The following is a 21,518-nucleotide window of genomic DNA, read 5'->3' as shown; positions in this document are numbered from 1 at the left end:
TACGTTGAGAACGACTCTCCATAGCAGGACTTTCGCGCCGTGCAAATCGTTCGCATGCGCACCCGATGCTTGACCGGTGAGGCAAGACGGCGCACCCCCCGGCCATGACCTCAAAAGCCCCTTGCCGCCTGTATCTCATCACCCCGCCGGCCCTGCCCGACCTGGACGCGTTCGCCGCCGATCTGGAGGCCGCGCTGGGCGCGGGGGACGTAGGGGCGCTGCAGATCCGGCTGAAGCCCGCCGGGGATGATCAGGTGCGCGCGGCGGTGCGGCGGCTCCTGCCCGTCGCCCATGCCCACGGTGTGGCGGTGATCCTCAACGACCGGCCGGATCTGGCCGCCGAGCTGGGCTGTGACGGCGTTCACGTGGGCGACGAGGACCCGGCGGTGGACGCCGCGCGGCGCATTCTGGGGCCGGACGCCATGATCGGCGCCACCTGCCGGGACAGCCGCCACGCGGCCATGGAGGCGGCGGAGGCGGGCGCGGACTATGTGGCCTTCGGCGCCTTCTTCCCCACCGAGACCAAGGACACCACCGCCCGGCCCGAGCCGGAGATCCTGACCATCTGGCAGGAGACCATGGCCATTCCCTGCGTGGCCATCGGCGGGATCACCGTGGACAACGCCCGGCCCCTGATCGAGGCGGGCGCGGACTTCCTGGCGGTGAGCGCGGGGGTGTGGCGCCACCCGGACGGTCCAGCCGAAGCCGTGCGGCGCTTCAACGCCCTGATGGGTTGATCGCAAGGGATATTTAGCAAAGGCGTGGTTGACTGGGCGTTCAGTATTCCAGCCTGCAGAAGCCTTTGTCATGATCCTGAGCCGCGCGCTCGCCGACCTGGAGCATCCCGCCGTCGCCGCCGCAGAGGCGCGCGCCGGCTCGTGGCGGCGTGGGCACGACGTGATGAGCCAGCCTCACGCGCCGATCTTCCTGGCCGTGATCCTCGCTTTCCTGGTGGTTCTGGCGGTCACCACCAGCCGCTCGGCGGGCCTGGTGGCCGCGCTGTGGGCGGCCGGCGGCGTGGCCGTCACCGCGTGGCTGCGCGCGGGCAAGGGCAAGGCCTATGACGCGGCCTATGCGGCCCTGATCGCCACGGGTTTCGCGGGCGGCAATCTGCTGGCGGGCAATTCGCCGGACCTGGCCTTCATGTTCACCATCGGCAACATGATCGAGGTGGTGCTGGCCGTGGTGCTGATCCGTCGCTACCTGCCGGACCTGAACATCGCCACCGTGCCGGGCGCCGCCAAATTCCTGATCCTCGCCGCGGTGATCCCGCCCCTGCCCGCAGCCTTGTTCGCCTCGGGCATGCTGTACCTGATGAACGGCCAGGATTTCCTGAGCACGCTCCAGACCTGGTGGTTCGGCCACGCCCTGGGCATCGCCGTGTTCGCGCCCTTCGGCCTGGCGGTGACCAAGCGTCATTTCGCCCGCCTGGCCCGGCCCTGGCATGTGGTCGAGGCCGTGGTCCTGCTGGGGGCGCTGGCGGCGCTGGTGACGGTGTTGTTCACCCAGGTGGTCGCGCCCATTCAATTCATCATCATGCCGCTGCTGCTGGTGATCGCGGTGCGGCTGCGCATCGTGGGCGTCACCGCCGCCATCCTGATCACCGCCGTCATCTCCATCAGCGCCACCCTCCACGGCCAGGGACCGATGACCGCGCTGACCGGCGCCGACCTGACCGAGCGGGTGATGCTGGCCCAGCTGTTCACCGCCGCCACGGGCCTGCCCATGCTGCTGGTGGCGGCCATGCTGGAGGAGCGCGACCTGTTCGCCGCCCGCGCCGCCGCCGACAAGCAGAGGGCGGAGAAGGCCAGCGCGGGCAAGTCCCGCCTGCTGGCCAATGTGGCGCACGAGATCAAGAGCCCCATCGGCGGGGTCATCGGCATCGGCGACCTGTGGTCCTCGGGCCAGCTGGGGCCGGTCACCCCGACCCAGGGCGAGATGGCGGCCATGCTGGTGAAGACCGCCCGCCAGATCGAGACCCTGACCCATGACCTGCTGGATGTGGCGCGGGCCGAATCCGGCGCCGTGCAGATGGACCTGCGCCCGGTGGATGTGGCCGGCGTGGTGGAGGACGTGCGCCGCACCGTCGCCCTGCAGAAGGACGCTGAAGGCCTGACCCTGACCGCCGAGCGGGGCGATGAGGATCTGGTCGCCCTGGCGGACTCCATCCGCCTGAGCCAGGTGGTGGGCAATCTGGTGACCAATGCCGTCAAGTACGGCGCCTCCGGCAAAGTGGTGACCCTCCGCACCCGCCGCGTGGGCCGCAATATCCGTGTCGAGGTCATCGACAGGGGCCCGGGCCTGTCGCCCGACAAACAGGCCCAGCTGTTCGAGCCCTTCAACCGGCTGGGCCTGGAGCGGTCCACCATCGAGGGCCACGGCATCGGCCTGACCCTGGCCAAGCGCCTGACCGAGCTGCAGAACGGCGAGATCGGCGTGATCAGCGCGCCGGGCGAAGGTGCGACGTTCTGGATCGAGCTGCCGGCGGCCTGACCCTGCGACCGACGACCGCGCGACAGGACGGCGGGTGGACATCGACGGTCGACAAGCGCACCGTTTGACACCACCCAAGGCTGTTCAAGGAACGGATCGTGGATTTCGACGCACTCTTGCTGTCCCGGATGCAGTTCGCCTTCACGGTGGCGTTCCACATCCTGTTCCCCGCCTTCACCATCGGCCTGGCGGCGTTTCTGGCGGTGCTGGAGGGGCTGTGGCTGTGGACCAAGCGGGACGTGTTCCAGACCCTGTACCTGTTCTGGGTGAAGATCTTCGCCCTCAGCTTCGGCATGGGCGTCGTGTCCGGGGTGGTGCTGAGCTACCAGTTCGGCACCAACTGGTCCGAGTTCATCCGCCTGACGGGCGGGGTGATCGGGCCGTTGCTGGCCTATGAGGTGCTGACGGCCTTCTTCCTGGAGGCCTCGTTCCTCGGCGTCATGCTGTTCGGCTGGAAGAAGGTCGGGCCGAAACTGCACTTCCTGGCCACGGTGCTGGTGGCCATCGGCACCAGCGTCTCGGCGTTCTGGATCCTGTCGGCCAACAGCTGGATGCAGACGCCCCAGGGCTACGAGATCCTGGCCAACGGCGTGTTTCAGGCGACCAATTTCTGGGAGGTGGTGTTCAATCCCAGCTTCCCGTCGCGGCTGACGCACATGCTGCTGGCCGCCTTCCTGACCACGGCGCTGGTGGTGGGCGCGGCCTCGGCCTTCCAGGTGCTGAAGACCCGCAAGTCGGGCGAGGCGCCCACGGGCTGGACCGCCAGCCGCGTGGCCCTGGTCATGGCCGTGGGCATGATCGCCGTGACCGCGCCGCTGCAGCTGCTGGCCGGGCACTGGTCCGGCGAGGTGGCGCACCATTACCAACCGTCCAAGCTGGCGGCCATCGAGGGCTACTGGGAGACCCGCGCCGACCAGCCGCTGCACCTGTTCGCCATCCCCGACCGCAGCACGCAATCCAACCACTTCGAGGTGTCGATCCCCGGCGTCGGCAACATGGTGCAGAACCTGCCGCGCGACGAGGTGATCCAAGGCCTGGACCAGCTGGCGCCCGAGGATCAGCCGCCGGTGTTCATGGTGTTCTGGAGCTTCCGCGTCATGGTGGGACTGGGGATGCTGATGATCGGTCTGGGCCTGTGGGGTGCGTACCTGCTCTGGCGCAAGACACTCTTCGACAGCCGCTGGTTCCTGCGCTTCGCCGTGGTGATGGGGCCGTCCGGCTTCATCGCCGTGCTGGCCGGCTGGATGGTGACCGAGATCGGCCGCCAGCCGTGGGTGGTCTATGGCGTCCTGCGCACCGCCGACGCCGTGTCGCCGGTCACCAGCGGAGAGGTGCTCACCTCGCTGCTCGTCTACATCACCGTCTACGCCATCGTCTTCACTGCCGGGGCCCTGTTCATCCTGCGCCTGATGGCCGAGGGGCCCAAGGCCGTGGTCACCGCCCGCGCCGCCGAGGAGCGCCGCGCCCCCGGCTCGGCCCTGGCCAAGGCGCCCGAGGATGTGGACGGCGACGTTCCGGGAGATCCGTCATGAGCCTCGACCTCGCCCTGATCTGGGCCGGACTGATCGCCGTGGCGGTGCTGCTCTATGTGGTGCTGGACGGGTTCGACCTGGGCCTGGGCATCCTGTTCCCCTTCGCCCGCTCGCCGCGTGACCGGGACGTGATGATGAACACCGTCGCCCCGGTGTGGGACGGCAACGAGACCTGGCTGGTGCTGGGCGGCGGCGGACTGCTGGCGGCCTTCCCGCTGGCCTATTCGATCCTGATGCCGGCGCTGTATCTGCCGGTGCTGATGATGCTGGCGGGACTGATCCTGCGCGGCGTGGCGTTCGAGTTCCGCTTCCGGGCGCGAGATCGCGGACGGCGGTTCTGGACCCAGATGTTCGCCTTCGGCTCGATCCTGGCGGCTTTTGCGCAAGGGTTGATCCTGGGCGGCTTCATCCAGGGCGTGCAGGTGGTGGACGACCGGTTCGCGGGCGGGCCGTTCGACTGGTTCACCCCCTACACCCTGCTGGTGGCCTGCGGGCTGGTGGCCGGCTACGCCCTGCTGGGTGCGACCTGGCTGATGCTCAAGACCACCGATGATCTGCACGGCGACGCCCGCAAATGGACCGGGATCAGCGCCGTGGCCACCGCCGTCCTGCTGGCCGCGGTCAGCCTGGCGACCCTGGTGGCCCATCCGGTGATCGGCGAGCGCTGGGGCTGGCCGGACGGACTCATGGGCGGGATCGACTGGGCGGTGTTCGCGCCGCGCGCGCTGATCCCCCTGATCGGCGTGGCGGGTCTGGCGATGGTTTTCCTGGGGTCGCGCAAGGGATCGCACGGCTGGCCCTTTGTGGGGGCGCTGACGGTGTTCCTGTCTGGATATCTGGGGCTGGCGATCAGCTTCGCGCCCTATGTGGTGCCCTATGCGGTGAACTTCCGCCAGGGCGCGGCGCCGGACAATGCGCTGGGTCTCATGCTGTGGGGCACGGCCTTCATCCTGCCGACCATCCTGGCCTACACAGCCTGGGTCTACTGGGTGTTCCGCGGCAAGATGACCCCGGAGACCGGCTATCATTAGACCCGTCCCCCCGCCCGGCCCCGACGATCCGCTGCCGCCCCTGTGGAAGCGGCTGATGTGGTTCGCCCTGCTGTCGATCGCCGGGCTCGCCGTGGTGGCGGCGGTGGCCTACACGCTTCGGGCCTTGCCGTTCATGGGATGAGGCGCGACAGTCGCCCCATGATGTTCCGCAAAACGCTGATCGCCGCCGCCCTGACGGCCCTGGCCGCCCCCGCCCTCCCCGCCGCCGCGCAGGAGGCCGAGGATTTCACCGCGCGCCTGAACCGTCTGCCGAGCCAGGCGGCCCAGCCCGCGCCTGAGCCCGAGCCGACGGTAGAGGCCGAGCCGACGCCGGATCCCACAGCCCCGCCGGTGGAGGACATCACCTCGCGCCTGAACCGGATGCCGGGCCGGACGACCCAGCCCGCGCCCGGGCCCACGCCGCGCCCGAGCCTGAACCTGTCGCGCCCGCGCCCGACCCGGAGCCCGCGCCGCCGGAGCCGGAGCCGGTCGTCGAAGCCGCCCCCGAGACTCCTTCTGACCCTGAGCCCGCCGGGATGGAGCGCGAACCCGAAGCCGAAGCCGCGCCCGAGGTTGAAGCCCAGGTCGAAGCCGCGCCCGACCCCGTCCTCGAGCCGGCGCCACCGCCGGTGCTGGAAATCCTGAGCTCCCAGGCGGGCCTGCCCTTCCGCGTGGACGTGCCGGAGTCGTTCGATCTGGTGGAGCGCCCCTCCGGCCCCGACTTCGACGTCTATCAGGTGTCGCGCGGCGACACGGCGTTCGTGGGCATCTATGTGGGCTGCTGTTCGCCCTTCCCCATCTATGACGGCCGCCAGACCGAGGCGGCGGGCCGCTTCTCCATCCTCATCAACGAGAACGGCGCCAACCGGGCGGTGGAGCACCTGTTCGTGCGCGAAAGCGATGGTCGGCAGATCCACGTCTGGCTGCACAGCGTCACGGGCGATGACCGCGCCCTGGCCGAACGCATCGCCCAGACGGTGGACCCGAGGTAGCGGAAGCGACTCCCACCCTGACCTGTTCAGCCTGGACCGGGGGGTCTCTCGCCACCTTCAAACGCCGCGATGATCGGGCAAGGCCCCTCCGCATGGTCGCAGGCGGCGGCCAGACGGGACAGGGCGGCGCGGGCGGCGCTCAGTTCGGCGATGCGGACGTCCAGGTCATGGATCCGGCCTCGAGCCAGTTCTCGCGCCCGGGCATGATCGCGGCCGGAATCCAGCGCCAGCAGTTCAGCGATCTGTTCCAGGGTGAAGCCCGCCGCCTGGACCATGCGGATGAAGCGCAGGCGCCGTGCGTCATCCGGCCCGTAGCGCCGCACCCCGCCGTCACGCGCCGGCGTGCGCAGAAGGCCTCGACGCTGGTAATAGCGCACCGTCTCCACGCCGACGCCGCCCGCGCGGGCGAGGCCGCCGATGGTGTCCGTTTCCATGCCTTGACTCCGTACCATGGTACGGAACCTACATGGGGCGGGTCCGGTTTCAGGCAAGAGGAGTTCCCATGACCGACCACCCGAAGAAAACCGCCGTCCTGCACCGCATGGTGATGGACCACCATGTCTGCCCGTGGGGGCTGAAGTCGAAGCATCTGCTGAAGACGCGCGGCTATGCGGTGGACGACCGCCTGCTGACCAGTCGGGAGCAGACCGACGCCTTCAAGGCCGAACACGGGGTGAAGACCACGCCCCAGACCTTCATCGACGGGGTGCGCATCGGCGGCTACGACGACCTGCGGCGGCATTTCGGGATGAAGGTGAAGGACCCGGAGGCGACCACCTATGCGCCGGTGATCGCCATCTTCGGTGTCGCCGCCCTGATGGCCCTGGCGGCCACATGGGCCATGATGGGCACGGTGCTGACGATCCACGCGGTGGAGTGGTTCATCGCCTTCGCCATGTGTCTGCTGGCGCTGATGAAGCTGCGGGACGTGGAGGGCTTCGCCACCATGTTCCTGAACTACGACCTGCTGGCCCGGCGCTGGGTCCCCTATGGCAAGGTCTATCCCTTCGCCGAACTGTTCGCCGGGGTGATGATGATCGCCGGCGCCCTGACCTGGCTGGCGGCGCCCGTGGCCCTGGTCATCGGCGGCATCGGCGCGGTTTCCGTGTTCAAGGCCGTCTATATCGACAAGCGCGAACTGAAATGCGCCTGCGTGGGCGGGGACTCCAACGTGCCGCTGGGCTTCGTGTCCCTGACCGAGAACCTGATGATGATCGGGATGGCGGTGTGGATGCTGGCGCGGATGTAGGGCGTCAGTTCTGGATCAGGCGCAGCAATGTGCCGTCCGGGTCGATCATGAAGCCCACCCGGCCGCCCCAGGGCTCGAGCCGGGGTGGATGGAGGCGGGGCTGGCCGACGTTGGTCTCCGGCAGACCCGCAGCCTTGCAGACGGCGTAGAAAGCGTCGAGGTCGTCCAGCCGCAGGCAGCAGCCGAAGGAACTCTGCAAGGGGTCCAGGTCGGGATAGGGGAAGAATTCCAGCGTCAGCTCGCCGCGCGACAGGATCATCCAGCCGCCGTCGCGCCAGTCCTCCTCAAAACCGAGCGCGCCATAGAAGGTCGAGGTGGCGGCGAAATCACGCGAGGGCAGGTTCGGCGTCGCGTGATCGGTCATGGCCTTATCCCTCAAGATCCAGCGCATAGCCCGCCGAGCGGACCGTGCGGATGGGATCGCGCAGGCCGTCGGTGACGGTCAGGGCCTTGCGCAGGCGGCCCACGTGGACGTCCACGGTGCGGACCTCCACATAGACGTCCGAGCCCCAGACGGCGTCAAGCAGCTGCTCGCGGCTGAACACCCGGCCGGGATGCTGCATCAGATAGTCCAGCAGGCGGAACTCGGTGGGGCCCAGATGGACCTCCTTGCCGTCGCGCTTCACCCGGTGGGCGACCCGGTCGATGATGATGTCGCCGTGGCTGACCCGGTCGTCGGCCAGGCCCGGACGGATGCGGCGCAGCACGGCGCGGATGCGGGCGTGAGCTCGACCATGGAGACCGGCTTGGTCAGATAGTCGTCGGCGCCCGTGTCCAGGCCGCGGACCCGGTCGGATTCCTCGCCGCGCGCGGTCAGCATGATGATGGGCACGTTGCGGGTTTCCGGGCGGCCCCGCAGGCGGCGGCAGACCTCGATGCCCGACACCTTGGGCAGCATCCAGTCCAGCAGGACCAGATCGGGAGTCTCCTCCTCGGCCTGCATCAGGCCTTCCTCGCCGTCGGAGGCGACGCTGACCTTGTAGCCCTCCTTTTCCAGATTGTACTGGAGCAGGGTGGCCAGGGCGTCCTCGTCCTCGAATACCAGGATGTGCGGCGTCATCCGTTCTGCTCCGGCGTGCCGATTTCACTGGGACTGGGCGTGGCGGTGGCGCGGGGGCGTTCGCCGGTCAGTTCGTCGCCGGTCATTTCGTAATGGATGGTCTCGGCGATGTTGGTGGCGTGGTCGCCGATGCGCTCCAGGTTCTTGGCCATGAACAGCAGGTGGGTGCAGGCCGTGATCGTGCGCGCGTCGCCCATCATGTAGGTCAGCAGTTCGCGGAACAGGGCGTTGTAGTGCTCGTCCACCTCGTCGTCGGTGGACCAGACGGCGACGGCCTGATCCACATCGCCGGTGGTGTAGGCGTCCAGCACCTGTTTGAGCCGCTGGGACACCAGCCGGCCCATGCGCTCGATGGAGCGGGTCAGGGGCGCCATGGGCTCGGTCTCGGCCAGGCTCAGGCCGCGCTTGGCTATGTTCTTGGCCAAGTCGCCGGTGCGCTCCAGATCCATGGCCAGCTTCATGGCCGCCAGCGACTTGCGCAGGTCCGAGGCCATGGGCTGGCGCAGGGCGATCATGCGGATGGCCTTGCGGTCGATCTCGTTGTGCATGGCGTCCAGCTTGGCGTCACGCTCGATGACCTGCCTGGCCAGGGCCACGTCGCGACGCACCACCGAGGCCACGGCGTCGTTGATCTGGGCCTCGGCCTGACCGCCCATGCGTGTCACCTCGGCGGTGAGGGCGTTCAGTTCTTCGCCATAGGCGCGGACGGTGTGTTCGTTCATGGCCATTGTGATGGTCCTCAGCCGAAGCGGCCGGTGATGTAGTCGAGGGTGCGCTTGTCGCGCGGGTTCTGGAAGATGGTCTCGGTGTCGTCGAATTCCACCAGCTCGCCCATGTGGAAGAAGGCGGTGCGCTGGCTGACCCGCGCGGCCTGGGCCATGGAGTGGGTGACGATGACGAGGCAGTATTCCTCGCGCAGCTCGTCCATCAGCTCCTCGATCTTCGCCGTGGCGATGGGGTCCAGGGCCGAGCAGGGCTCGTCCATCAGGATCACCTCGGGCTCCACCGCGATGGCGCGGGCGATGACCAGGCGCTGCTGCTGGCCGCCCGACAGGCCCGTGGCGGCCGCGTCCAGACGATCGGCCACCTCGGCCCAGAGCCCGGCGCGCTTCAGCGACTGCTCGACCCGGTCGGCCAGCTCGGTCTTGTTCTCGGTCAGGCCGTGGATGCGCGGGCCGTAGGCCACGTTCTCGAAGATCGACTTGGGGAAGGGGTTCGGCTTCTGGAACACCATGCCGACCCGGGCACGCAGCAGCACCGGATCCAGCGCCTTGTCATAGATGTCCTCGCCGTCCATGCGGATGGAGCCCTTCACCCGCGCGATGGGGATGGTGTCGTTCATCCGGTTCAGGCAGCGCAGGAAGCTGGACTTGCCGCAGCCCGACGGGCCGATGAAGGCGGTCACGGCCTTGTCGGGAATGTCGACGCTGACGTCGAACAGGGCCTGTTTGTCGCCATAGAAGACCGAGACGTCGCGGGTCTGGATCTTGATGGGGCCGGTGGGCTCCTGGTGCGCGGCGTGGGGCGGGGCCAGCAGGGGCGAGGTCGCCGCGGTCCCGCCGCTCTCGGCGCCGTCCAGCTGTCGGAAAAGATTGAAGCGCATGGGGACTACCACCGACGTTCGAAGCGGCGCCGCAGATAGATGGCGGCGGCGTTCATGATGATCATGAAGACGAGGAGAACCATGATGGCCGCGGCCGTGCGTTCATGGAACGCACGCTCGGAGGCGTTCTCCCAGATGAAGACCAGCACCGGCAGGGCGCTGGAGGGCGAGGTGACGGCCTCGGGCACGCCCGGCACGAAGCTGACCATGCCGATCAGCAGCAGCGGCGCGGTCTCGCCCAGGGCGTGGGCCATGGCGATGATCGACCCGGTCATGACGCCGGGCATGGCCAGGGGCAGGACGTGGTGGAACACGGCCTGGGTTCTGGAGGCGCCCATGGCCAGGGCGGCCTCGCGGATGGAGGGGGGCACGGCCTTGAGCGCGCTGCGGGTGGCGATGATCACCGTGGGCAGGGCCATCAGGGCCAGCACAAGACCGCCCACCAGCGGCGAGGATCGGGGCAGGTGCATCCAGTTGATGAACACCGCCAGACCCAGCAGGCCGTAGACGATGGAGGGCACCGCGGCCAGGTTGTTGATGTTGACCTCGATGATGTCGGTGATCCGGCCCTTGGGCGCGAACTCCTCAAGATAGATGGCCGCGCCCACGCCGATGGGCAGGGCCAGGGAGGCGGTGACCAGCAGCATCAGGGCCGAACCCACCACCGCGCCCAGCACCCCCGCCAGCTCCGGCTGGGTGGAATCGGAACGGGTGAACAGGCCGGTGTTGAACTGGCCCTGGATGCGGCCCTGATCGCGCATCTGGTCCAGCCAGAGGATCTGACGGTCGTTCAGGCGGCGGAATTGCTCCTCGCCTTCCCCGTCCAGCTCGCCCTTGTAATAGAGGTCCGCGTCCGCGCCGATGGGCAGGGTCACGGTGATGCGGTCGCCGATGACCTCAGGGTTCTCGCGCACCAGACGCTGCATCTCGAAGGCCACGCCCGCCGACATCAGCTGACGCATGTCGCGCGACGCGCTCATGGCCTCGTCGTCCTGGACGCCCAGGCGGGCCAGCTGCTGTTCGGCGACCAGCTGGTCGAAATTGGTCCCTTCGGGATAGGCCGGGTCGATGCGGGCGGGGTCCAGATAGACCTCGGTCTGCACCGTGTGGGTCCAGAAGGCGGTGTGGCCCTGTTCGATGATCCGGCCCAGCAGCAGGGCCAGGAAGCCGATGGCGATGGCGATGGCCAGCACGCCGTAGAGCTTGAACCGCCGCTCACGCGCGTGCCGGCGCTTGAGGCTCTTCCTCAGCTGGGCGGTGCTGCGACCGGAGGCGCCGGCGCGGGTCAGGGTCGCGTCAGTCATATTGTTCCCGGTAGGTCTGGACGATGCGCTGGGCCGCGAAGTTCAGGATCAGGGTCACCACGAACAGGGTCAGGCCCAGGCCGAAGGCGGCCAGGGTCTTGGCGCTGTCGAATTCCTGGTCGCCGGTGAGAAGGGTGACGATCTGGACCGTGACCGTGGTGACGGTGTCGAGCGGGTTGAGGGTGGTGCGCGCGGCCAGGCCCGCGGCCATGGTCACGATCATGGTCTCGCCGATGGCGCGGGACACGGCCAGCAGGAAGGCGCCGGCGATGCCCGGCAGGGCGGCGGGCAGCACCACACGCTTGATGGTCTCGGACCTGGTGGCGCCCATGGCGTAGGAGCCGTCGCGCAGGCTCTGGGGCACCGCGTTGATGATGTCGTCCGACAGGGACGAGACGAAGGGGATCAGCATGATCCCCATGACGGCGCCGGCCACCAGCGCCATCTGGTTCTGCACCAGCAGCAGGTGCTGGCCGAGGCCGTCCAGCGGACCGCCGACCAGTTGGGCGCCGATCCAGTTGAAGAAGGCGCGGAACGACGGCCCCACCGTCAGGGCGGCGAAGAAGCCGTAGACCACCGTGGGCACACCGGCGAGAATCTCCAGCACCGGCTTGATCACGGCGCGGCGCTTGGGCCCGGCGTACTCCGCCAGATAGATGGCCGAGAACAGGCCGATGGGCCCCGCCACCAGCATGGCGATGACCATGATCAGGAAGGTGCCCACGAACAGCGGCACCGCGCCGAAGGCCCCGGTGGACCCCACCTGGTCGGCGCGGATGGCGATCTGGGGCGACCACTGGGTCCCGAACAGGAACTCGGTGATGGGAACCGTCTGGAAGAAGCGCAGGCTCTCGAACACCAGCGAGGCGACGATGCCGATGGTGGTCAGGATGGCCACGGCCGAACAGGCGAACAGGGCCACGCTGACGAAGGCCTCGACCCGGTTGCGCGCCCGGAACTCAGGCCGGGTCTGACGCCAGGCCAGGCCCGCGCCGATCAGGGCGGCGAGAATCGCGGCGATCAGACCGCCCCAGGCCAGGGCGCCGTCGACGCGGGACGCGCGTGCGGCCTCTTCCTGCAGCGCCGTCGACAGGTCGCCGGTCCAGATCTGGCGCGGCATGCCGCCGGCGCCGACGATGCGGGCGTCCTCGATGAAGGCGGCGCGGCGCGGTGCGTCCAGGGCCTGCACGGCCTCGGGCGCCGAGGCGATGAGCACCGTCCGCTCGATGCGGGCGTCGAAGGTCGAGGCGAGAATCAGGATGATCAGGGCGGGGACCGCGGCCCAGATCAGCGCCCAGGCGCCGTGATAACCGGCGGCGCTATGCGCCTTGACGACGGTCGCACGACGGCGGGCGGCGCGCCGGGCCAGGACGAACACCGCCGTCGAGAACACGGCCAGAACCAGAAGATAAATAAGAAGCATTCACCGTCCGCACGCACGAGGGGACGAATCGGCTCGGATGACCGTTCGCCGGGCCCGTATGCCCACGACCCGCCGCCGCATTACGACGGTTCCGTGACAGTTTTATAACATCGTCCGATCCCGGACGGATTGTCACGGAGCGGCGACCCTCAGGGGGAGGTAGACGCCGAAGGCGGCGCCCTCGCCCACGATGCTCTCGACCGTCATGCCGCCCCGATGGCGGTTGACGATATGCTTGACGATGGCGAGGCCCAGGCCGGTGCCCAGCCGCTCGCCGCTCTTCTGGCCCTCGACCCTGTAGAAGCGCTCGGTCAGGCGCGGCATGGTCTCGCGGGCCAGCCCCGGGCCGTGATCGCGGACCGTGATCAGGACATAGCGGGCCTGGGAATCCCGGTCCGGCGTCAGCAGCGGCAGGCCCGCCGCGTTCGGCGTGCGCACCCGGGCGGCGTCGTCGGCGCCGACCCCCACCCTGAGGTCGATCTCGACCTCCGTGTCGTCGGGCGAGTATTTGATGGCGTTGTCGGTCAGGTTCTGGATCACCTGGATCAGCTGATCGCGGTCACCGGTCACACTGGCGGAGCCCTCACCCTCTCGTGTGACCTTCAGCCTGATGCCGCGCCGCGCGGCCAGGGGGCCGGTGGCGTCCACCACATCGGAGACGGCGCCGGCCAGATCCACCTTGCCCGACGGGGGAATATGTTCGTTCAGCTCGATGCGGCTGAGCGACAGCAGGTCGGCCACCAACCGCGTCATGCGCTCGGCCTGCACCGCCATGATGCTGAGGAATTTCTCCCGCGCCGCCGGGTCGTCGCGCGCGTGACCGCGCAGGGTCTCGATGAACCCCGACAATGACGCCAGGGGCGTGCGAAGTTCGTGGCTGGCGTTGGCCAGGAAATCGACCCGCATCATTTCGGCCCGCTTGGAATCGGTCTCGTCGCGAAGGCGCAGAACGGCCAGACGGCCCTCCGCCTCGCCGTGGCCGGGCAAGGGCGCGACCCAGGCGCTCCAGTGCCGGTCCTGGGCGCCGCCCGGCTCATAGTCGATGGACTGGGTGCGCCTGCCGAACAGGGCCTCGTCGATGGCCTCGAGCAGGTTCGGATCCCGAATCGCGGCGTGCAGCGGGTGATCCTGCCCGCCGGACGGCAGGCGCAGCAGCGCGGCGGCGGCGGCGTTCGCGCGCACGATGGCCCGGTCGCCCACGTCCTCGGCGTCATCGCCCGCGATGACCAGAAGAGGATCGGGCAACGCCTCCAGCGCCTCGGCGGCGAGCGCGGCGCCGGCGGCGGACACGTCCGGCTCGTCCTGTTCGGAAATCGGGAGCGCGAGTGACGGCCGCCTCAGCAGAACCAGGGCCATCACGGTCACGACTGCGCCCGCGGCCAGGACCGGGGCGACGCCGGGCTGGAGAACGGCGGCCAGCCCCATCGCCGCCAGGGCCGGCAGGATGACCACCCAGCGCCTCAGAGGGTCCAGATCGATGCGGGCTGCGGCGCGAGTGTCGGTCATATGTCTTCCAGAGGGGCGCCATCCTGTTGGCCCTGCCCGACAGTCTGACGGCTTCGCGTGACGGTTTCAGCCCTTTTTCACACCTTGGCCGTAGGAAGAGCGTGAAATCCGGGGGCACCGTGCTCGAAACGCTCACTTGTCTGGCGACAGAACATGACTGGCGGCTGCTGATTGCAGCCGTCTTCGTGTGCGTGCTGGGCACGGTCACGTGCATGCGCCTGTTCAACCAGTCCCATAACCGCAAGCGCAGCGACCGGGATCTGATGCTTCTCGTCGCGGGCCTCGTGGGCGGCGTGGCGGTCTGGACCACCCACTTCATCGCCATGATGGCCTTCCAGCCGGTCACGCGGTTTGACTACGACCTGTTCGCCACCCTGGGCTCGCTCATCATCGCCGCCTCCGGCGTTGCGGCGGGCCTGCTGATCGCCAGCCATCTGCGCTCCACAGCCGGGCGCGTGCTGGGCGGGGTTCTGGTCGGCGCCACGGTCTCGGCCATGCACTACACCGGCATGGCGGCCGTGAAGCTCCAGGGAGTCATCGCCTGGGAGACGAGTCTGGTGATCGGCGGGGTGATCGTTTCGAGCGTACTCTGGGCGGCCGCCTGGTGGTGCTCGATCAGGGCGGCTGGCGACGCACGTCGGCGGCGACCCTGCTGGCGGTGCTGGGCATCTGCAGTCTGCATTTCAGCGGCATGGCCGCGGCGGAGATCACCTTCGACCCCACCCTGCCGGTGATCGAGGCGGGCGCGGGCGCCCGCATGGCCGTCAGCGCGGCCGCCCTCGCCGCCTTTCTGGTGACCGCCGCCGCGGTGGTGGAGGCGCTGAGCTTCTGGTCGCGGGCGAGCATGCTGACCCAGCTGCGCGAGGCCATCGACGCCATGCCCGACGGCCTGGCCTTTTATGACTCCCATGACCGGCTGGTGATCTGGAACGCCCGCTACGCCGAAATCAATCCCGAGATCTCCGAGATCCTGAAGCAGGGCGCCACCTTCCGCGAGATCGTCCAGATCGGGATCGACAAGGGGCACTATCCCGAGGCCGAGGGCCGGGAAGCCGAGTGGCTGGAGGAACGACTGACGGCGCGCGCACGCCTGTCCTGCGCCATGGAGCAGAAGACCTCGGACGACCGCTGGCTGAAGGTCCAGGACCGCCGCACCGCCGACGGCGGCGTGGTCACCCTGGTCAACGACATCACCGACCTGAAGCGCGACGCCGAGACCCTGGCGGCCGCCCGCGATGCGGCCGAGGCGGCCAACCGCGCCAAGTCGGAATTCCTGGCCAACATGAGCCACGAGATCCGCACGCCCCTGAACGGCGTCATCGGCGTGGCCCAGGCCCTGTCCGGCACGCCGATGAATGACCGGCAGCAGGAGATGCTGGAGCTGATCCGCTCCTCAGGCGTGACGCTGCAGCATCTGCTGTCCGACATCCTGGACCTGGCCCGGGTGGAATCGGGACGGCTGGAGCTGCGGCCCGAACCCTTCGACCTGCTCAAGGCCGTCAATGAAGCGGCCCAGCTCTATTCCGCCCAGGCCGAAGAGAAGGGGCTGCGCTTTTTCGTCGACGCGCCCGAAGACACCCACGTGTGGATCGACGGCGACGTGGTGCGCCTCAAGCAGATTCTGACCAATCTGGTCTCCAACGCGGTCAAGTTCACCAGCCAGGGCTTCGTCAGCCTGTCCATCTCGCGCGGGCAGGACGCGGACGGCGGGCCGGTGTTCCGGTTCATGGTCGAGGACACCGGCATCGGCTTCGACTCCGCCGCCCGGGCGCGTCTGTTCAGCCGGTTCGAACAAGCGGACGGCGCCATCACGCGCCGCTTCGGCGGCACCGGTCTGGGGCTGGCCATCTGCCGCGAGCTGGCCGCCATGATGGATGGCGGTCTGGACTGCGAAAGCGAGCCCGACGGCGGCTCCACCTTCATCCTGACCGTCCCGCTGCGCGAGGTCGCCGCCCCGGTTCAGCAGACAGCGGCGGTCGCGGTGAGCGACGAAACCGCCAAGGATCGCCCCTTGCGGGTTCTGCTGGCCGACGACCACCCCACCAACCGCAAGGTGGTGGAGCTGATCCTGTCCCAGATCGATGTGGACCTGGTCATCACCGAGGACGGCGCCCAGGCCCTGGCCGCCTTCCGCGACGGCGCCTTCGACGTGGTGCTGATGGACATGCAGATGCCGGTCATGGACGGTCTGACGGCCACCCGCGAGATCCGGCTGCATGAGGCGGCCATGGGCGCCGCCCGCACCCCGGTGGTCATGCTGACCGCCAACGCCCTGCCCGAACACGTGACCGCCACCCGGGAGGCGGGCGCGGACCATCACCTGTCCAAGCCCTTCGGCGCCGAAGCCCTGATCGACCTGGTCACCACCCTCGGCCGCTCGCCCGCCAGGATGGAAGAAGCGGCGGCCTGAGGTCATGTCCTCATAAGCAACCGAGGTCGACCTGCCGAACACCCGACGTCCCGAAGCGGGGCAACGGGTGGGGAGTGGACATCTACTCCATCACTTCGATCCCAATAATCTCGCCTGCCTCGTTTAGATCGAGTTGTATCTCCGGACCAACGTAGTTGGGAATGAGCGCGCTGACTCGCACCATGCCCTTCACGCATCCTACCGCTCCGGGGCCGGGATGGTTCGACAGGTAAAGATAGCCAACCGAAGGGTCGTCGCTGGGCTCAAATCGCATGGGGCACCTTTTATCGACCGATAGCCTAATCGCGCCACCCGGCGTCCGCTATGGGGCGTGAGCCGACCGTCGAAGATGGGTGGATAACGGACGCGCAGGGAGGCAGTCTGCCGAAATGGTCGAGCAGCCGAAGATAAAGCTCTCACGCCTTCGCGAGATTGGGTGGTCCGAGTGGGACCCTATCGGTCTTAGTCAGATGGGGAGCGATGACTGGAAAGACGGCGGCCCGTGCGCCGACGAATATGACAGCTACCTGCTTCAGGTGGCGGGACGACTGCGGCGCGGTGAGGCACGCGGAAACATTGTCGCCTATCTGGAAAAAATCGAAATGGTTCACATGGGCGGCGGTCGACTCGCCACGACGCGCACTCGGGCTGAAGCGACGGTTGCCGCGATTGCTCACTATCTCGCCGATCTTCCAGCGGGACCACTCAAGGTCCGCTAGGGGCCGGGAGCGGTCAAACGCCAGACGCCGGGAAGCGGACCTCCGGCGACCCCTTAAGAGCCGACGCGAGAAACGTCAGCAGGGGGTCGGAAGCGGACATTGATCGCGACCACTCTGCGTCAGGGTGTCAGCGGTCCCCAGCAGCCGATCAAGGCCGAAACGGCGTCGTGCCCCCATTGGGCGTAAGCATTGCCGCCTGCGATCTCGACTGTTGCGTAGGAACCGTCATCCGTCCGCGTCGCAAACCTCAAGCGGGTCTGGAAGCCGTCCTTGCGGGTAGGCGGGATTGGTTCAGCTCGGCATGAACGCGGGACGGCCTCGGACTGACCGGTATGTCGGGCAGGTCGGCGAAGGACAAGGCGAGACGCCGCAGCGCAGGGCACATATCGGACCGGACCTCCTCAACCCCCCGTTCTGATGTGCGTGTGGCCCGCCAGAGCCGGCCCTCCAGCTGCGCTTCGGTTCGCACAGCAAACGGTTCGTCGGGTTCGATGACGATCTCGTGGGCGAGTGTGTAGTGACGGTCTTCGGCGACTGTGATCGTGACCAGCCTGTCGCTGCGCATGAGCGCAGCCTCGGCGCTGGCCGTGGAGCCGGACGTCAAGGCCACAAGTGAGATTACAGACCTCATCAAGCGCATGAACTGACGATAGCAGCCGAAGCCATATCGGTCATGCCCGCCAAGGCCCGCTCCGGGTCGGGAGCAGCCCTTAGCCTGCCGCCTGAAAGCGGACCCGCGATTTCATGATGACACGCCCTGGGCCTCCAGCCGCGCATAGGCCGGCAGGGTCAGGAATTCCTCGCAGGTCTCGGCCAGGCACAGGTCGGTGAACAGGCGCACCGCCTCCTCCAGATGCGGCAGTTCCTTCGGCATGCGCCGGATCTCGTCCTCGATCAGGGCCCGCACCAGCGCCTCATCCACCACCCGGCCGTCGTCCAGATGGGCCGACAGCGCGCGCCACTGCCACACCTGGGTGCGGCTGATCTCGGCGGTGGCGGCGTCCTCCATCAGGTTGAACAGGGGCACGGCCCCGCGGCCGCCCAGCCATGCTTCCGTATAGAGAATGCCCACGCGGATGTTCTCGCGCAGGCCCGCCTCGGTGCGCGGACCCTGATGGATCTCCAGCAGGCGCTCACGGCCGATGTCCTGACCCGACAGGGGCCGGTCCAGCTGGTTCGGGCCGGGCATCAGGCGGTCGAACACCTCCATGGCCACGGGCACCAGATCCGGGTGCGCCACCCAGGTGCCGTCGTGGCCGTTGGACGCCTCGCGCTCCTTGTCCGCCCGGACCTTGGCGAAGGCGGCGGCGTTGGCGGCCTCGTCGTTCTTGACGGGAATCTGCGCGGCCATCCCACCCATGGCGAACGCCCCGCGCCGGTGGCACGCATCGATCAGCTTGAGGGAATAGGCGTTCAGGAACGCGTCGCCCATGACCATCGCCGACCGGTCCGGCGTCAGGAAGTCCGGGTTTCCGCCCAGCCGCTTGATGGTCGAGAAGATGTAGTCCCACCGCCCGCAGTTCAGGCCGACGATGTGGTCCTTCAGGGCGTGCAGGATCTCGTCCATCTCGAAGGCGGCGGTGATGGTCTCGATCAGGATGGTGGCCTTGAAGCTGCCCGCCGGCAGGCCCAGCGCGTCCTGGGCGCGGCGGAACACCTCGTCCCACAGGGCCGCCTCCTCCATGGTCTCCAGCTTGGGCAGGTAGAACCACAGGCCCGACCCGGCCTCTGTCGCCGCCCGGGCGTTGTGGAAGGCGTACAGGCCGAAGTCGAACAGGGCTCCCGACACCGGCTTGCCGTCCACGGTCAGGTGGTTCTCGGGCAGGTGCCAGCCGCGCGGACGCACCTTCAGCACGGCGCGCCGGTCCTTCAGGCGATAGGCCTTGCCGCTTTTCGGATCATCGAACGACAGGGTCCCCGCCCACAGGTCCTTCAGATTGACCTGCCCCTCCACCTGGTTGGTCCAGGTGGGGCTGGTGGCGTCCTCGAAGTCGGCCATGAACACCTTCGCCCCGGAGTTCAGGGCGTTGATGACCATCTTGCGGTCCACCGGGCCGGTGATCTCCACGCGGCGGTCCTGCAGCTCGGCGGGGATCGATCCGACGCGCCAGTCGCCGTCCCGGATGTGGGCCGTGTCGGCCCGGAAGTCCGGCGTCTCGCCCGCGTCGAACCGCGCCTGCCGCTTGGTGCGCTCGGCCAGCAGCGCCAGCCGCCGGGCGTCAAAACGCCGGTGCAGATCGGCCACGAAGGCCAGCGCCTCGGGCGCAGGATCTCGCCCGCACGGCCCTCCACGGGGCCGGTGACGCGGATGGCGGTGTCGGTCAGGGTGTCCAGGGGCATGGCCTACTCATACCCGTGCGCGGCTTCATTGATGACCAGCGGCGGCATGGCGTTGAAGTCCACGGCCACCGGCTGGGGGATGCGCGCCTGATAGGTCTTGATGACATGGGCCATGCGGTGGCGCACCTCCCGCTCGGCCGCCCCGCCCCCGTCCAGCCCCAGCGGGGCCAGGCAGAAGTCGATGATGGCGTCGGCGCTTCTGATCTCGGTCATGATGGTGCTCCTTATTCCGCCGCCACGAACTGGGCGGTCTCGGTGGAATCCTTCAAGGCGGTGGTGGACGAGGCGCCCGACGAGATGGTCATGGCCACCTGGTCGAAATAGCCGGTGCCCACCTCACGCTGGTGCCGGGTGGCGGTGTAGCCCGAGGCCTCGTTGGCGAACTCGCGCTGCTGCAGCTCGGAATAGGCCGCCATGCCCCGGTCGCGGTAGCCCTGGGCCAGCTCGAACATGCCGTTGTTCAGGCTGTGGAACCCGGCCAGGGTCACGAACTGGAACTTGTAGCCCATGGCCCCCAGCTCGCGCTGGAACTTCGCAATGGTCGCCTTGTCCAGCTTGGCTTCCCAGTTGAACGAGGGCGAGCAGTTGTAGGCCATCAGCTTGCCGGGGTGTTCCTTCTGGATCGCCTCGGCGAACCGGCGCGCATCGTCCAGATCCGGGTGCGAGGTCTCCCACCACAGCAGGTCGGCGTATTTCGCATAGGCCAGACCGCGCGCGATGCAGTGGTCCAGACCCGTGCCGGCCTTCAGGCGATAGAAGCCCTCCGGCGTGCGGTTCTCGCGGTCGATGAACGGGTGGTCCCGCTCGTCCACATCGGACGTGATCAGCTGGGCGCTCTCCGCATCGGTGCGCGCCACGGTCAGGGTCGGAACCCCCATGACGTCGGCGGCCAGCCGCGCGGCGATCAGGTTGCGCTCATGGGCCTGGGTGGGGATCAGCACCTTGCCGCCCAGATGGCCGCACTTCTTCTCCGAGGCCAGCTGGTCTTCGAAGTGCACGCCCGCGGCGCCCGCCTCGATGAAGGCCTTCATGATCTCGAAGCTGTTCAGCGGCCCGCCGAAGCCGGCCTCGGCGTCCGCCACGATGGGGGCGAACCAGTCGCGCTTCGCCCCGCCCTCGCCGTGCTCGATCTGGTCGGCGCGCTGCAGGGTGCGGTTGATGCGGCGGCACAGCTCCGGCGCCGCATTGGCCGGATACAGCGACTGGTCCGGATACATGGCCGAGGCCGTATTGGCGTCCGCCGCCACCTGCCAGCCGGACAGATAGATGGCCTTCAGGCCCGCGCGGACCATCTGCATGGCCTGATTGCCGGTCACGGCGCCCAGGGCGTTGATGAAGGGCTCGGTGTGCAGCAACTCCCACAGGCGGTTGGCGCCCCGCTCGGCCAGGGTGTGCTGGATGGGGAACGAGCCGCGCAGGCGCTCCACCTCCTCGGGGCCATAGGGACGCTCGATCCCGTCGAACCGCCCCGCGGGGGCGCCCGGAACCAGTTCCGCGAAAGTGGTCATGATGTGTCTCCGACAACAGATCTTGCGGCCTCGTCGCCGCGTCGCTGCTCAGAAAACATGCGAGCGCCCGGATTGTAACGGCTGCACGCCCGTCTTTCGCGCTTATTGGTCACATCGTGACTATCTTTTGTCAGTCACTTCATGACATCATGACTGAATGAGCGACGACGCCGACCGCAAACTGTTTCTGGGCGGACGCCTCAAGCGGCTGCGGCGCGAGCTCGCCCTGTCCCAGACCGCCATGGCCGCGGATCTGGGCGTCTCGCCCAGCTATCTGAACCATATCGAGCGCAACCAGCGCCCCGTCTCGGCCCAGCTGCTGCTGCGGCTGGCCGAGACCTATGACGT

The 21,518-nt window shown here is 68.4% G+C and carries 20 protein-coding genes and 1 pseudogene; 10 read left to right on the top strand and 11 right to left on the bottom strand.

Annotation, left to right across the window (positions count from 1 at the left end; translation table 11 throughout):
- Positions 1–104 precede the first annotated feature (104 nt).
- The 5 genes from thiE to MBEBAB_RS15000 all read left to right on the top strand — a co-directional run bounded on the left by thiE (position 105) and on the right by MBEBAB_RS15000 (position 6,048).
- Positions 105–737, top strand: coding sequence for a thiamine phosphate synthase (gene thiE / locus MBEBAB_RS04540; RefSeq protein WP_021696754.1), 633 nt, complete (start codon positions 105–107; stop codon positions 735–737).
- A gap of 70 nt (positions 738–807) precedes the next feature.
- Complete coding sequence (locus MBEBAB_RS04535) at positions 808–2,493, top strand: sensor histidine kinase (RefSeq protein ID WP_021696753.1); 1,686 nt, start codon at positions 808–810, stop codon at positions 2,491–2,493.
- Positions 2,494–2,591: 98 nt separating this feature from the next.
- Positions 2,592–4,025 (top strand): cytochrome ubiquinol oxidase subunit I, encoded by a 1,434-nt coding sequence (locus MBEBAB_RS04530; RefSeq protein ID WP_021696752.1) that lies wholly within the window; start codon positions 2,592–2,594, stop codon positions 4,023–4,025.
- Entirely contained in the window at positions 4,022–5,056 is a 1,035-nt protein-coding gene (gene cydB, locus MBEBAB_RS04525; protein WP_021696751.1) for a cytochrome d ubiquinol oxidase subunit II, read from the top strand. Before MBEBAB_RS04530 ends, cydB begins: the two co-directional genes overlap by 4 nt.
- 536 nt (positions 5,057–5,592) lie before the next feature.
- Positions 5,593–6,048, top strand: coding sequence for a hypothetical protein (locus tag MBEBAB_RS15000; RefSeq protein ID WP_052516739.1), 456 nt, complete (start codon positions 5,593–5,595; stop codon positions 6,046–6,048).
- A 26-nt stretch (positions 6,049–6,074) separates the two neighbouring features.
- Here the strand turns inward: MBEBAB_RS15000 and MBEBAB_RS04515 are convergent, their stop codons facing one another.
- On the bottom strand, positions 6,075–6,482 hold the full coding sequence (locus MBEBAB_RS04515; RefSeq protein WP_021696748.1) for a MerR family transcriptional regulator: 408 nt from the start codon (positions 6,480–6,482) through the stop codon (positions 6,075–6,077).
- Between the two features lie 68 nt (positions 6,483–6,550).
- On the opposite strand from MBEBAB_RS04515, the gene MBEBAB_RS04510 reads away from it, so the two are divergent.
- The gene (locus tag MBEBAB_RS04510; RefSeq protein WP_021696747.1) at positions 6,551–7,297 is read left to right on the top strand and encodes a glutaredoxin family protein; all 747 of its coding nucleotides are present in this window, start codon (positions 6,551–6,553) and stop codon (positions 7,295–7,297) included.
- A gap of 4 nt (positions 7,298–7,301) precedes the next feature.
- Here the strand turns inward: MBEBAB_RS04510 and MBEBAB_RS04505 are convergent, their stop codons facing one another.
- The 7 genes and pseudogenes from MBEBAB_RS04505 to MBEBAB_RS04475 form a co-directional block, all read right to left on the bottom strand.
- On the bottom strand, positions 7,302–7,661 hold the full coding sequence (locus tag MBEBAB_RS04505) for a bleomycin resistance protein (RefSeq protein ID WP_021696746.1): 360 nt from the start codon (positions 7,659–7,661) through the stop codon (positions 7,302–7,304).
- A 4-nt stretch (positions 7,662–7,665) separates the two neighbouring features.
- Positions 7,666–8,357 (bottom strand): annotated as a pseudogene (gene phoB / locus MBEBAB_RS04500) (phosphate regulon transcriptional regulator PhoB).
- Positions 8,354–9,079, bottom strand: coding sequence for a phosphate signaling complex protein PhoU (gene phoU / locus MBEBAB_RS04495; RefSeq protein WP_045318871.1), 726 nt, complete (start codon positions 9,077–9,079; stop codon positions 8,354–8,356). Before phoU ends, phoB begins: the two are co-directional and overlap by 4 nt.
- 17 nt (positions 9,080–9,096) lie before the next feature.
- Entirely contained in the window at positions 9,097–9,960 is an 864-nt protein-coding gene (gene pstB, locus MBEBAB_RS04490; protein ID WP_021696743.1) for a phosphate ABC transporter ATP-binding protein PstB, read from the bottom strand.
- A 5-nt stretch (positions 9,961–9,965) separates the two neighbouring features.
- Positions 9,966–11,264, bottom strand: a complete 1,299-nt coding sequence (gene pstA, locus MBEBAB_RS04485; protein WP_021696742.1) for a phosphate ABC transporter permease PstA — start codon at positions 11,262–11,264, stop codon at positions 9,966–9,968.
- Entirely contained in the window at positions 11,257–12,687 is a 1,431-nt protein-coding gene (pstC, locus tag MBEBAB_RS04480) for a phosphate ABC transporter permease subunit PstC (RefSeq protein ID WP_021696741.1), read from the bottom strand. Before pstC ends, pstA begins: the two co-directional genes overlap by 8 nt.
- Positions 12,688–12,819: 132 nt before the next feature.
- Positions 12,820–14,193, bottom strand: coding sequence for a sensor histidine kinase (locus MBEBAB_RS04475; RefSeq protein WP_021696740.1), 1,374 nt, complete (start codon positions 14,191–14,193; stop codon positions 12,820–12,822).
- A 101-nt stretch (positions 14,194–14,294) separates the two neighbouring features.
- On the opposite strand from MBEBAB_RS04475, the gene MBEBAB_RS17210 reads away from it, so the two are divergent.
- The 3 genes from MBEBAB_RS17210 (at position 14,295) to MBEBAB_RS15585 (ending at position 17,322) form a co-directional block, all read left to right on the top strand.
- Positions 14,295–14,927 (top strand): MHYT domain-containing protein, encoded by a 633-nt coding sequence (locus tag MBEBAB_RS17210; RefSeq protein WP_045318864.1) that lies wholly within the window; start codon positions 14,295–14,297, stop codon positions 14,925–14,927.
- On the top strand, positions 14,885–16,603 hold the full coding sequence (locus tag MBEBAB_RS14995; protein WP_306301989.1) for an ATP-binding protein: 1,719 nt from the start codon (positions 14,885–14,887) through the stop codon (positions 16,601–16,603). The genes MBEBAB_RS17210 and MBEBAB_RS14995 overlap by 43 nt, the downstream gene beginning before the upstream one ends.
- Before the next feature lie 389 nt (positions 16,604–16,992).
- Complete coding sequence (locus tag MBEBAB_RS15585; protein WP_081703420.1) at positions 16,993–17,322, top strand: hypothetical protein; 330 nt, start codon at positions 16,993–16,995, stop codon at positions 17,320–17,322.
- 742 nt (positions 17,323–18,064) lie between these two features.
- On the opposite strand, the gene aceB is transcribed toward MBEBAB_RS15585, so the two are convergent.
- The 3 genes from aceB to aceA form a co-directional block, all read right to left on the bottom strand.
- On the bottom strand, positions 18,065–19,567 hold the full coding sequence (gene aceB / locus MBEBAB_RS04455; RefSeq protein ID WP_021696738.1) for a malate synthase A: 1,503 nt from the start codon (positions 19,565–19,567) through the stop codon (positions 18,065–18,067).
- Positions 19,568–19,665: 98 nt separating this feature from the next.
- Complete coding sequence (locus tag MBEBAB_RS04450; protein ID WP_021696737.1) at positions 19,666–19,875, bottom strand: hypothetical protein; 210 nt, start codon at positions 19,873–19,875, stop codon at positions 19,666–19,668.
- Positions 19,876–19,886: 11 nt separating this feature from the next.
- Entirely contained in the window at positions 19,887–21,170 is a 1,284-nt protein-coding gene (aceA, locus tag MBEBAB_RS04445) for an isocitrate lyase (protein WP_021696736.1), read from the bottom strand.
- Positions 21,171–21,327: 157 nt separating this feature from the next.
- Between aceA and MBEBAB_RS04440 the strand changes: the two genes are divergently transcribed.
- The coding region (locus MBEBAB_RS04440; RefSeq protein WP_045318862.1) for a helix-turn-helix domain-containing protein at positions 21,328–21,518 on the top strand (191 nt) is incomplete at its 3' end.

Origin of the sequence: Brevundimonas abyssalis TAR-001 (genome assembly GCF_000466985.1) — a bacterium.
In the GTDB taxonomy this organism is placed as follows: Bacteria; Pseudomonadota; Alphaproteobacteria; order Caulobacterales; family Caulobacteraceae; genus Brevundimonas; species Brevundimonas abyssalis.
This window is presented reverse-complemented; position numbering and strand designations above follow the sequence as displayed.

What these genes read in the sequence shown, in the direction of transcription:
- thiE (WP_021696754.1), top strand. Translation starts at nt 105, where the DNA reads ATGACCTCAAAAGCCCCTTGCCGCCTGTATCTCATCACCCCGCCGGCC.
- MBEBAB_RS04535 (WP_021696753.1), top strand. Translation starts at nt 808, where the DNA reads ATGATCCTGAGCCGCGCGCTCGCCGACCTGGAGCATCCCGCCGTCGCC.
- cydB (WP_021696751.1), top strand. Translation starts at nt 4,022, where the DNA reads ATGAGCCTCGACCTCGCCCTGATCTGGGCCGGACTGATCGCCGTGGCG.
- MBEBAB_RS15000 (WP_052516739.1), top strand. Translation starts at nt 5,593, where the DNA reads ATGGAGCGCGAACCCGAAGCCGAAGCCGCGCCCGAGGTTGAAGCCCAG.
- MBEBAB_RS04515 (WP_021696748.1), bottom strand. Translation starts at nt 6,482, where the DNA reads ATGGAAACGGACACCATCGGCGGCCTCGCCCGCGCGGGCGGCGTCGGC.
- MBEBAB_RS04510 (WP_021696747.1), top strand. Translation starts at nt 6,551, where the DNA reads ATGACCGACCACCCGAAGAAAACCGCCGTCCTGCACCGCATGGTGATG.
- MBEBAB_RS04505 (WP_021696746.1), bottom strand. Translation starts at nt 7,661, where the DNA reads ATGACCGATCACGCGACGCCGAACCTGCCCTCGCGTGATTTCGCCGCC.
- phoU (WP_045318871.1), bottom strand. Translation starts at nt 9,079, where the DNA reads ATGAACGAACACACCGTCCGCGCCTATGGCGAAGAACTGAACGCCCTC.
- pstB (WP_021696743.1), bottom strand. Translation starts at nt 9,960, where the DNA reads ATGCGCTTCAATCTTTTCCGACAGCTGGACGGCGCCGAGAGCGGCGGG.
- pstA (WP_021696742.1), bottom strand. Translation starts at nt 11,264, where the DNA reads ATGACTGACGCGACCCTGACCCGCGCCGGCGCCTCCGGTCGCAGCACC.
- pstC (WP_021696741.1), bottom strand. Translation starts at nt 12,687, where the DNA reads ATGCTTCTTATTTATCTTCTGGTTCTGGCCGTGTTCTCGACGGCGGTG.
- MBEBAB_RS04475 (WP_021696740.1), bottom strand. Translation starts at nt 14,193, where the DNA reads ATGACCGACACTCGCGCCGCAGCCCGCATCGATCTGGACCCTCTGAGG.
- MBEBAB_RS14995 (WP_306301989.1), top strand. Translation starts at nt 14,885, where the DNA reads ATGGCCGCGGCGGAGATCACCTTCGACCCCACCCTGCCGGTGATCGAG.
- MBEBAB_RS15585 (WP_081703420.1), top strand. Translation starts at nt 16,993, where the DNA reads ATGGTCGAGCAGCCGAAGATAAAGCTCTCACGCCTTCGCGAGATTGGG.
- MBEBAB_RS04450 (WP_021696737.1), bottom strand. Translation starts at nt 19,875, where the DNA reads ATGACCGAGATCAGAAGCGCCGACGCCATCATCGACTTCTGCCTGGCC.
- aceA (WP_021696736.1), bottom strand. Translation starts at nt 21,170, where the DNA reads ATGACCACTTTCGCGGAACTGGTTCCGGGCGCCCCCGCGGGGCGGTTC.